The organism is Pseudomonas sp. MIACH, from assembly GCF_001269925.1.
Lineage (GTDB): Bacteria > Pseudomonadota > Gammaproteobacteria > Pseudomonadales > Pseudomonadaceae > Aquipseudomonas.
On record NZ_LHVO01000045.1, the window covers coordinates 95430 to 106297 of the forward strand.

The 10868-nt window shown below is 61.6% G+C and carries 9 protein-coding genes and 1 pseudogene; 4 read left to right on the forward strand and 6 right to left on the reverse strand.

Going from position 1 to position 10868, the window contains the following annotated elements:
• From aroQ to AD670_RS16890, 3 genes are all read right to left on the reverse strand, one after another.
• The gene (gene aroQ / locus AD670_RS16880; protein ID WP_012721999.1) at window positions 1-456 is read right to left on the reverse strand and encodes a type II 3-dehydroquinate dehydratase; all 456 of its coding nucleotides are present in this window, start codon (window positions 454-456) and stop codon (window positions 1-3) included.
• A 189-nt stretch (window positions 457-645) separates the two neighbouring features.
• The gene (locus AD670_RS16885; RefSeq protein ID WP_053134618.1) at window positions 646-2607 is read right to left on the reverse strand and encodes a methyl-accepting chemotaxis protein; all 1962 of its coding nucleotides are present in this window, start codon (window positions 2605-2607) and stop codon (window positions 646-648) included.
• A 53-nt stretch (window positions 2608-2660) separates the two neighbouring features.
• Window positions 2661-4331 carry a PleD family two-component system response regulator gene (locus tag AD670_RS16890; RefSeq protein WP_053134620.1) on the reverse strand — a complete coding sequence of 557 codons (1671 nt, stop codon included), beginning with the start codon at window positions 4329-4331 and terminating at the stop codon, window positions 2661-2663.
• A gap of 389 nt (window positions 4332-4720) precedes the next feature.
• Here AD670_RS16890 and AD670_RS16895 point away from each other — a divergent pair, with 389 nt between their 5' ends.
• On the forward strand, window positions 4721-5698 hold the full coding sequence (locus AD670_RS16895) for a DUF2333 family protein (RefSeq protein WP_370468598.1): 978 nt from the start codon (window positions 4721-4723) through the stop codon (window positions 5696-5698).
• Window positions 5699-5700: 2 nt separating this feature from the next.
• Entirely contained in the window at window positions 5701-6237 is a 537-nt protein-coding gene (locus AD670_RS16900) for an NUDIX hydrolase (protein WP_053134624.1), read from the forward strand.
• Window positions 6238-6336: 99 nt separating this feature from the next.
• Here the strand turns inward: AD670_RS16900 and AD670_RS32000 are convergent.
• Window positions 6337-6426: pseudogene (locus tag AD670_RS32000) on the reverse strand (outer membrane lipoprotein carrier protein LolA); the annotation flags it as partial.
• 119 nt (window positions 6427-6545) lie between these two features.
• Between AD670_RS32000 and AD670_RS16905 the strand changes: the two are divergent.
• Window positions 6546-6917 carry a translation initiation factor Sui1 gene (locus AD670_RS16905; RefSeq protein WP_053134627.1) on the forward strand — a complete coding sequence of 124 codons (372 nt, stop codon included), beginning with the start codon at window positions 6546-6548 and terminating at the stop codon, window positions 6915-6917.
• 143 nt (window positions 6918-7060) lie between these two features.
• Window positions 7061-8974: an arginine decarboxylase gene (gene speA / locus AD670_RS16910; RefSeq protein ID WP_053134630.1), complete on the forward strand. Its 1914-nt coding sequence runs from the start codon at window positions 7061-7063 to the stop codon at window positions 8972-8974.
• A 35-nt stretch (window positions 8975-9009) separates the two neighbouring features.
• Here speA and AD670_RS16915 read toward each other — a convergent pair whose 3' ends face one another.
• Window positions 9010-9321 carry a hypothetical protein gene (locus AD670_RS16915; protein WP_053134633.1) on the reverse strand — a complete coding sequence of 104 codons (312 nt, stop codon included), beginning with the start codon at window positions 9319-9321 and terminating at the stop codon, window positions 9010-9012.
• Between the two features lie 82 nt (window positions 9322-9403).
• A complete protein-coding gene (locus AD670_RS16920; RefSeq protein ID WP_053134636.1) occupies window positions 9404-10765 on the reverse strand; it encodes an MATE family efflux transporter in 1362 nt (453 codons plus the stop codon).
• Window positions 10766-10868 lie beyond the last annotated feature (103 nt).

Consider the following 10868-nt stretch of genomic DNA (forward strand, 5'->3'; position numbering starts at 1 on the left):
TCAGGGGCGCTTGGCCGGTTGTTCAAGCTGTTCCAGGGCGGCCTCCAGGGCCAGTCGGTAACCGCTGGCGCCAAGGCCGCAGATCACTCCTACCGCAACGTCGGAGAAGTAAGAGTGATGGCGGAAAGGTTCACGTTTGTGCACGTTCGATAAATGCACTTCGATGAATGGGATGCTCACCGCCAGCAGCGCGTCACGTAATGCAACGCTTGTGTGCGTAAAAGCGGCGGGATTGATCAGGATAAAGTCCACACCTTCGCCGCGCGCGGCATGGATGCGATCAATCAATTCGTACTCGGCATTGCTTTGCAGGTAGAGCAGATGGTGGCCGGCTTCACGCGCCCGTCGCTCCAGATCCAGGTTGATCTGATCGAGGGTCACTGCCCCGTAGACGCCCGGTTCACGGGTGCCGAGCAGGTTCAGGTTGGGTCCGTGAAGAACCAGTAAGGTCGCCATCGGCTGTTCCTTGTTATTGATGTGGGCAAGGCAGAACCCGGCGACTATGCCGCAAAGCCTTTGTGACTGTCCAGTTCTATGCAGTAGGCAGCACGATTAGCGAGGATTGCGCAAAATTTATGACTGCGGCCTGGGATCCGGTCATTGGTAATACGCCCTTGGATCCCATGAAGATCTTCATGGGGCAGGTCAGACGCGGAACGCCTGCACCGCCGTATTGAGCTGCCCACCCAGCACCAGCAGATGCTCGCCCTGGCTGCGGCCCTGGCCGATGCGCAGCAGGTTGTCTTCACCCAACTGATGAATCCGCTCGCTGTTATCGCGAATCTCACTCACGGCGCCACTTTGCTGCGCCGTCACATCGGCAATACGCACGGCGGTGTCGGAAATGGTCTGGATCGCGCCGACGATTTCATCCAGCGCGCCATCCGCCGCCTGGGCTTGCTGGGCGGTGGCCTCGGCGTGTTCGACCTGGGCGCGCATGCCCTGCACCGATTGGTGCGCAGCGGTTTGCAGGCCGGTGATCAAACCCTGGATTTCGGCGGTGGCGCCAGCAGTGCGTTGGGCCAGGGTGCGGACTTCATCGGCGACCACGGCAAAACCGCGCCCGGCTTCACCGGCGCGGGCGGCCTCGATAGCGGCGTTGAGCGCCAGCAGGTTGGTCTGGTCGGCAATCGAGCGAATCACGGTCAACACGCCGCCAATGGTGGCGGACTCTTCGGCGAGCTTCTCGATCATCTGCGCATTTTGCTGCACTTCACCCACCAGCGCATGCAGGCCGGTCAGGCTCAGGCCGATCACGCGCTGGCCTTGCTCTACTGCCTGGCCCGCGCTGCGGCTGGCACCGGCAGCCTGGCTGGCATCACCGGCCACTTGCTGGATGGTGGCTTCCAGTTCGCCCAGGGAATCACGAATCTGCGCGGTATCCCCGGCCTGGCGTTCGGCGCCGTCGTGCAGGCCGCTGCTCAGTTCGGCCAGCGCGCGGCTGCTGCCGGCGACTTCTTCGGCATTGCCGCGAATGGTGCCCACCAGGTCCACCAGGTAGGCGCGCAGACGGTTCAGTGAGGCTTCGATATCGCGCAGTTCACGGTTGGTCTTGCCCAGGGCAATGGGCTGGCTGAAGTCGCCTTCACCCCAGGTCGACAAGGCCGGTGCCAGGTTGGTCAGCACCCGCGCCAAGCGCCGTTGCAGGGTGTCGATCAGCAGGGCGATGAGCAAAATCAGGCCGATCATCACCCCTTGCATCAGCCGCACTTCGCCCTGGATCTTGCCGTGTTGCGCCCGCACCACTGGCTCCAGGCCGGCGATGGCCTGTTGAACGGCGGCGATTTTCAAGTGGGTGGCGGCGGCCAGGTCGGCACGCTGCTGGATTTGCGTGCGGGTGCGCTTGAGTTCGGCGGGGTAGCGGGCCAGCAGGCCGTTGAGTTCGCGCTTGAGGTCGACGCCGGTGTCCTGGGCTTCGGTTTTTGCCGAATTTTCCAGGCCCATCAAGGCTGAAAAGTCATCGGTGTTCGATTCTGCGCTGGCTTTTACCCCGAGCAATGGCAGTTGCTCCAACACATCGGCCTGGCTGCGCATATTGCCGACTTCGCGCTCCACATCGTCTGCCAGTTCCGCGCGACCGCTGCTCACCAGTTTGTCGCGGGCCAGGGACAGCTTGCCCAAGTGCTGTGAAGCTGCCAGCAGCGGCGGCAGGTAGCGCTCGGCTTCGGGGGTGTTGACGCCCATGGCGTACTGGCTCAACTGCTCCAGGTTGGCGCCCAGCTCCCGTTCGGCTTGCAGCAACAAGGCTTGCGGGTCGCCGGCCAACTTACCGGCCGCCAACAGGTCGGTCTTGCTGAAGGTATCCAGGTCCGCGAGGCTGGGGCGCAGGTTCTGTGCGAGGTCGGCGGGCAGTTCATCCAGGTGCTGCAACAGGCTTTCCAGGCTCTGGCTGGCGCTGCTCAAGCGCAACGCATCGCCGCTGCCCAGGTAGTCGTAAATATTGCGCGCGGCCTGGTTCTGGAAAGTCTGTGATAGACCGAGGTAGCGTTCCATCAGCAAATAAGGCCGTTCCAGCGCCCGTTGCGACCACCACAGCGTCGCCCCAAGCGCCAGGCACACGGCCACCAGCAGGAGGGTATTGAGATTGGTCAGCAGCTTCAGGCGCATGCGTGGTATCAACCGACAGCTAAAGGTAAGTGCCTGAAGTTATTGCGTTTTCGTTACAGGGTTATGACGGAATCACTGGATTCCGGTGAAAAGATGGCACTTTGCTTTGACGTGCGCGCCGCTTGCACGCGGTTACGCCCGGCATGCTTGGCGCGGTACAGCGCCTCGTCGGCTTGGGCGGCCATCATCAGGCTGTCGGAGCCGTCACACAGCTCCACTACCCCGGCGCTGAAGGTGCACCATAAATCCTGCGGCTGTGCCGGGTAGTGAATCTCGGCAAAGCGCCCACGAATTTCATCCAGCACCTTGCAGGCCGATTCCAGGTCGGTGTCGGGCATCACAATGGCGAACTCTTCACCGCCATAGCGGCCGATGTAGTCGGTCTTGCGCAGGCGCTGCTTGAGAAACAGCGCCAGGCTCTTGATCACGCGGTCGCCCATGGGGTGGCCGTGGCTGTCATTGACCCGCTTGAAATGGTCGATGTCGAGCATGGCAAAGCTCAGCGGCTTGTTCTCGCGGCGCGCGCGGAAGCTGCAGTCTTCGAGCAATTGCAGGATATGGGTGTGGTTGTACAGCCCGGTCAGGCTGTCACGCACCATCCGCGCCTTGAGGTTGCGCGCACGGGCGGCACGGTTGCGCACGGTGGTGATCAGATGGCGCGGCTTGATCGGCTTGGTGAGGAAGTCGTCGCCGCCTTCGCTCATGGCGTCCAGCTGTTTGTCCAGGTCGTCTTCGGCCGACAGGTAGATGATTGGCACGCTGACATAACGGTCGTTGTGGCGAATCACCTTGGCCAGTTCGGTGCCGGTGCAGGCCGGCATATACATGTCGAGGATGATCAGGTCGGGCTGGAAGTCTGCCAGCTCGGCCATGGCCTGGATCGGCTCGATCAAGGTGCGGGTGACGATGCCTGCACTGTTGAGCAACCGCTCGGTGTGCAGCGCCTGGGCCCGTGAGTCATCAATGATCAGCACTTTGTACGGTTCGTACTGGGCGACGCAGGTCAGTACTTCGATCTTTTCCAGCAGGCTGGAGGCTTCCAGCGTGCCGGTGAGGAATTCCTGGCCGCCGGCGCGCACGGCGGCCAGACGGGTAGGGGTGTCGGTTTCGTGCAGGCTGAAAAACAACAGCGGCAGCTTATGCTCCAGGCCTTCCTGGGCTTCGGCGGCGAGCTTGAGGCCCAGGCCGGTGCCACAGAAATCCACGTCCATCACAATGGCTGAGGGCAGGCGCTCGGCCATCGACGCGCGAAACGCCGCCACGCTGTCCAGGGACTGGGCGCTCATGCCGAAGAATTCCAGCTGCTTGGCCAGGCGCTCGGCGCGGTCGTGATCAGCCAGCATCACGTAGATCGGCTTGCGCATTGGCGGCAGGAAGGTTTGTTCCAGCTGGTCGCCCTGGCGCAGGCCGGTGCGCGACAGGCGCTGCATCAAGCGGTTGAGTTCGGTGATCAATTGGCTGCTCAGGCGGCCGCGGTTTTCGTCCACCGCCTTGAGCGACTCGCCGATATGCCGCGCCAACTGGCCGTGTTCGGGCTGTTCGAAGCGCTCGGCAAAGCGCTGCAGGCGCAGGTTGGCTTCGCTGAGTTCGGAGAGGTCGGCGCCTGACCATTCGCTGCGTTGCAGGCGCTGCCAGATCTCAAGAATTTGACGTGCCTGATGAATTACCCGCTGGGCAAAATGCTGCTTGAGACGCTCACGGCTGGGGTCTTCTGGCTCGGTCATATCCTGACTACTAGTTAGGGTGCATGCTGAGGTCGAACTGATGGCTCTATGCTAGCACCTCTTTTCAATGGGATGAGTGTCATATGTCAATTAACTGCGTGTCCCTGATATTCAGTTGGTGACCTGATGGTCGCGCAGCTTAAAAGGCGTGCATCCTTTATAGTCGAAAGCTTCCCGTATGCACGTTTGGTGAAAAGCCCCGCATGGGCGGGCACGATGGGGTAGGGTTGTGGTCGGAGTGTTTGAACGCACGCCCTCAATTCAAGTGCATGAACTCAAGTGATTGAAAGGATATCGCCATGCTGGACTGGAAAAACCGTGCGGGCAGTGCCAAAGGCCCCGCCCCTGAGCCCAAGTCGGCCAACCGCAGCTATTTTCGTACCCTGCTGATGAGCCGGGCCGTGCTCAGCGTGCTTGGCCTGTATCTGTTGGTCACCGGCGCCCTGGGCTGGTACTGGAGCGAAGAGCCGGCGCTGTTCCCGGTCCAGCAGAACGCGCAGCTTGCCGCCGAAAAAGAAGGCAAGCAGATGGTGGTGGGCTACACCACCGTCGAAACCCTCAAGACCGTGGTTGGCACCTTGCTGAACAAGCCCGGTGGCTACATTTCCAACGACCGTTTCCCGCCGGGCCTGTGGATGGACAACATGCCCAGCTGGGAATACGGCGTGCTGGTGCAGGTGCGCGACCTGACCCGTGCCCTGCGTAAAGACTTCGCCCGCTCCCAGTCGCAGTCGGCTGAAGATGCTGATTTGGCCAAGGCCGAGCCGCGTTTCAACTTCGACAACAAGAGCTGGGTGCTGCCGTCCAGTGAGTCGGAGTACCAGGAAGGCATCAATTCCCTGAGCCGCTATGAAGCGCGTTTGTCCGACCCGAATCAGCGTGGCGCCTTGTTCTATGCCCGCGCCGACAACCTGAACAACTGGCTGGGCGATGTTGCCACCCGCCTGGGTTCGCTGTCGCAACGCCTGTCGGCCAGCGTGGGCCGGGTCAAATTGAACACCGCACTGAAAACCGAAGCCCTGGCGCCGGGTGAAGTGCCGCAGGTCGACGAAGAAGTGGTGGAAACCCCATGGATGCAGATCGACAACGTGTTCTACGAAGCCCGTGGCCAGGCCTGGGCGCTGTCCCACCTGCTGCGCGCCATCGAAGTCGACTTTGCCGACGTCCTCGCCAAGAAAAACGCCACCGTCAGCGTGCGCCAGATCATTCGTGAGCTGGAGGCTTCGCAAGAGCCGGTATGGAGCCCGATGATCCTCAACGGCAGCGGCTTCGGCGTATTGGCGAACCATTCGCTGGTCATGGCCAACTACATTTCCCGGGCCAACGCGGCGGTGATCGATTTGCGTCAACTGCTCAACCAGGGTTGATGATGGACGCGACTCAAAAGGAGGCGGCGCACCGCGCAGCCTCCGATGCCGAGCTGATCTGCTGGGTCGACGAGCACGACAACCTGCTCGGCCACCTCGTCCGGTCCGACCTGCGCCAACGCGGCCTGATCGGCCGTTGCACGTTTATCTTCCTGTTCAATTCCCAAGGTGAGCTGTGCGTGCATCGGCGCACCTTGAGCAAAGCCCTGTATCCGGGTTTCTGGGATACGGCGGCGGGCGGGATGGTCGCGGCGGGTGAGTCCTACGCGGTGTCGGCGGCCCGCGAGCTGGAAGAAGAGCTGGGTGTCGGCGGGGTTGAACTGATTGAGCATGACCATTTCTATTTCGAAGATGGCGACAGCCGACTCTGGTGCAAATCCTATTCCGCGACCTGGGACGGGCCCCTGCGCCTGCAGCCTGAAGAGGTCATGGAAGCGCGCTTTTTGCCCGTCGAAGCGGTTTTGCAGGAAGCGCAGCAAAAGCCCTACTGCCCGGACGCCCAAGAGGGCTTGCGACGCTATCTATCCTCGCGTCGCTAAAGTTGCATAAATTGGCGCCATTTGGCCCTTAGCAAGTAAGCTTTTTGCCGTTACACTGCGCGACTTTTCACCCGAACCGCCATTGCTTCACCCTGGGATCACTGTAGGAGCGAGCTTGCTTGCGAAAAACTCAAGAGCGCCGCGTGCATTCAGAATGCCCGCGTCATCGTTGACGATTTTCGCGAGCAATCTCGCTCCTACAGGTGGGGATCAGCCTTGGCGGGTCGGTAGCGCTGCCCCTGCCTGAGTGGGGCTTCGCGGTCGGTCATTCTGATCGATCAGTCTTTGTCCTCCCAAGAGGATTGCCGGTGGCCAAAAAAGCCGCATCCTTCGCCGCCCTTGGTGGCCTGGTATTTTCCACCGACGCAGGTCGACACTGCCCGGACTGTCGTCAGCCCGTGGATTCGTGTACCTGCAAACAGACCCTGATCCCTGAAGGCGACGGTATTGCCCGCGTGCGCCGCGAGAGCAAGGGCCGTGGCGGCAAGACGGTGACCACCATCACCGGCGTGCCGTTGGCCGAAGAGCCCCTCAAGGCACTGGCGACCACGCTGAAAAAGCGCTGTGGCACCGGTGGCGCGTTGAAAGACGGGGTCATCGAAATCCAGGGCGATCACGTCGAACTGCTGTTGGCCGAGCTGATCAAGCTCGGTTACAAGGCCAAGAAGTCCGGCGGCTGAAAGCCTCTTCCCAACCTGTGTCTAAACTCTGTCCTGCGAGTGGGGTCTACCTTGCTTACAGGCAAATCGTCATTTTCATTCTTTAGACTGCGCCAGCCTCGAACGCGAGGCGGCGCCTTCGCCTTCATTTATAGGGGACTTCGATGTCCGTACGACGCACACGCAAAGACGATGGCAGCCAATGGACAGTTGCGGACAGCCGCAGTGTTTACGGGATTCGCCATTGGGGGGCCGGGTATTTCGCGATCAATGATGCCGGTCGCGTTGAAGTCCGTCCTAACGGCCCGAACAGCACGCCCGTCGACCTCTACGAGCAAGTGGACGAGCTGCGCAAGAGCGGCCTGTCCTTGCCGTTGCTGGTGCGCTTTCCCGACATCCTGCAAGACCGTGTACGCCAGTTGACCGGCGCTTTCGATGCCAACATAGAGCGCCTGGAATACCAGAGCAAGTACACCGCGCTGTACCCGATCAAGGTGAACCAGCAGGAAGCGGTGATCGAGAACATCATCGCCACCCAGAATGTTTCCATCGGCCTCGAAGCCGGCTCCAAGCCTGAGCTGCTGGCTGTGCTGGCCCTGGCGCCGAAGGGCGGCACCATCGTTTGCAACGGTTACAAGGACCGCGAGTTCATCCGCCTGGCGCTGATGGGCCAGAAGCTCGGCCACAACGTATTTATCGTGATCGAGAAAGAATCCGAGGTTGAACTGGTGATCGAAGAGGCCGCCAGCCTCAAGGTCAAGCCACAGGTGGGCCTGCGCGTGCGCCTGTCGTCCCTTGCGTCAAGCAAGTGGGCGGACACCGGTGGCGAGAAGTCCAAGTTCGGCTTGTCGGCAGCGCAATTGTTGTCGGTGGTCGAGCGCTTTCGCGCGGCGGGCCTGGACCAGGGCATTCGCCTGCTGCACTTCCACATGGGCTCGCAGATCGCCAACCTGGCCGACTACCAGCATGGGTTCAAGGAAGCCATTCGTTACTACGGCGAACTGCGCAACCTCGGCCTGCCGGTAGACCACATCGACGTCGGCGGCGGCCTGGGCGTGGACTACGACGGTACTCACTCGCGTAACGCCAGCTCGATCAACTACGACATGGACGACTACGCCGGTGTGGTCGTGGGCATGCTCAAGGAATTCTGCGACGCCCAGAGCCTGCCGCACCCGCATATCTTCTCCGAAAGCGGCCGCTCCCTGACCGCCCACCACGCCATGCTGGTGGTGCAGGTCACTGACGTCGAAAAACACAACGACGAAATCCCGCTGATCGAGAACAAGGAAAGCCTGCCGGAAACCGTGCAATGGCTGGTCGACCTGCTCGGGCCGACCGACATCGAAATGGTCACCGAAACCTACTGGCGCGCCACCCACTACATGAGCGACGTGGCCACCCAGTACGCCGACGGCAAGCTGACCCTGGCCGAGAAAGCCCTGGCCGAGCAGTGCTACTTCGCCGTGTGCCGCCGCCTGCACAACTCGCTCAAAGCCCGCCAGCGCTCGCACCGCCAGGTCCTGGACGAACTCAACGACAAGCTGGCCGACAAGTACATCTGCAACTTCTCGGTGTTCCAGAGCCTGCCGGACACCTGGGCCATCGGCCAGGTCCTGCCGATTTTGCCGCTGCACCGTCTCGACGAAGAGCCGCTGCGCCGTGCTGTGCTGCAAGACCTGACCTGCGACTCCGACGGCAAGATCAAGCAGTACGTCGACGAGCAGAGCATCGAGACCAGCCTGCCGGTGCACGCCTTGAATGAAGGCGAAGACTACCTGCTGGGCATCTTCCTGGTGGGCGCCTACCAGGAAATCCTTGGCGACATGCACAACCTGTTCGGTGACACCGACTCGGTGAACATCTACCAGCGTGAAGACGGTTCGGTGTACAGCGCCGGCATCGAGACCCACGACACCATCGAAGACATGCTGCGCTATGTGCACTTGTCGCCGGAGGAGTTGATGACTCACTACCGTGACAAGTGCGCCAGCGCGAAGATCAGTGCCAGTGAGCGTACGCAGTTTCTGGATGCGTTGCGGTTGGGGCTGACACGGTCTTCTTACCTGTCTTCCTGACACTGGGTTGAATGACGCGCGCTGCTTCTCGCGGATCAGTGCACGAGCAGGCACAGATTGAACGGGCATTGACCCGGGTTGAATTCAAGGACAACCCGTTCAATCTTGTCAGCATTGCCGCTGGTACGCGCCACTGTGACACTTCTGCTGTTGATGGGCAGTTCAACCCGTGCATTTGGAGCGAGGGGGTGAAATTCGGTCCCTTGGATCACCGTCAGGTTGGACTGGCTGCTGTTTGTGATCTGCAATGTGCCCGCGACCGTGGTCGGCCCTTGCCCATTGGTGCATCCGGCGATGGTTGCCAGTGTGCAAGCGGCGGCGACCCACAGCGTTTTTTTGATGTTCATATCCGACTCTCCTTGAAGGTATGGAATGGGTTTTACCCACGGCCATTCAACGCCTGGAGTGTCGGTTTGTAACCTGTCAGAACTAACAGGTAGGTTCAGTGGGCGCGGGGCCGAACCATTCACTCCGCTGCTTGAGCCGCCAGGCGATGATCCCCAAGGTCAGGCTGCGCAGTGCCATGAACAGCAGAAAGGTTATCCACAGTCCGTGATTGCCCTGGCCCTGCAATGCCCAGGCGACGGGCAGTGTCAGCAGCAACGTCAGCAGCATCCCATTGCGCATCTCCCGCGCGCGCGTAGCGCCGATAAACAGCCCATCCAGTAGATAACTCCACACCGCAATCAACGGCAGTACCGCCAGGTACGGCAAGTAGATGTCGGCGGTTTCGCGCACGCTGGAGATATCGGTCTGCATGGCGATAAACAGGTGGCCGGCGAGGGTGAACAGCAGGGCAAAGCCGACGCTGGCGATCAGTGACCAGCCGCCCGCGACTACCAGTGAGCGCCGCAACGCTTGGCGATCACGGGCACCGAGGGCATGGCCGCACAGGGCTTCGACTGCGTGGGCCAACCCGTCCAGCGCGTGGGCCGTCAGCAGCAGGCCGTTGAGCAGCAGCGCGTTGGCCGCCACAGTGGCATCGCCCAGGCGTGCGCCTTGCACCGTGATCATGAAAAACACCGACTGCAACGCCAGGCTGCGGATAAAAATGTCGCGGTTCACCGCCAGCAACGGGCGCCAGCTTTGCCACAGTTTCAACGCGGCCCAGGCGATATGCCCGGGGTAGGCGCGCAGGGCTTTTTGCGTGAGGGCAAGGCCAAGCAGGGCGCCGGTCCATTCGGCGATCACCGATGCGCGGGCCGAGCCGACTACGCCCCAGTCCAGGCCCAATACGAACCACAGGTTGAGGGCAATATTCACCAGGTTGGTGGTCAGCAGAATCGCCAGCGGCGCACGGGCGTTTTGCGTGCCGAGGAACCAGCCCACCAGCGCATAGCTGGCCAGGGCGGCGGGCAGGCCGAACAGGCGGGTGTGGAAGAACTCGCGGGTCAATTGGTTGAGTTCGGGGGACGGTTGCATCCATTCCAGGGCCAGATGGCTCAGCGGAATGCCGACGGTGCCCAGCAGCATCGCCAGCCCCAGCGCCAGCAACAGGCCTTGCAGCAGGATTTGCCGCAGTGCCGCACCATCATTGCGGCCCGCAGCCTGGGCAGCGAACCCCGTGGAGCCCATGCGCAAAAAGCCCATGGCCCAGGCGAGGAAGGTATACAAGCTGGCGCCGACGGCCACGGCGCCCAGTTGGTGGGCGTGGGGCAGGTGGCCGATGACCATGCTGTCGACCAGTGCAACCAACGGCACGGAGATGTTCGAAAGAATCATCGGCGCAGCCAGAGCCCATACACGGCGATGGGTCGGGCGATCGCGCCAGTCGGTCAGTAAGGTGGACATGCAGGCTCCTTGGGGGAGCGGCATTGTAACCGGCCATTGGCAACGCAACAGGGTCAATGTGGAATGGAGCCCTATGCCTGTGGGATTTGGCTGGGACTTGAGA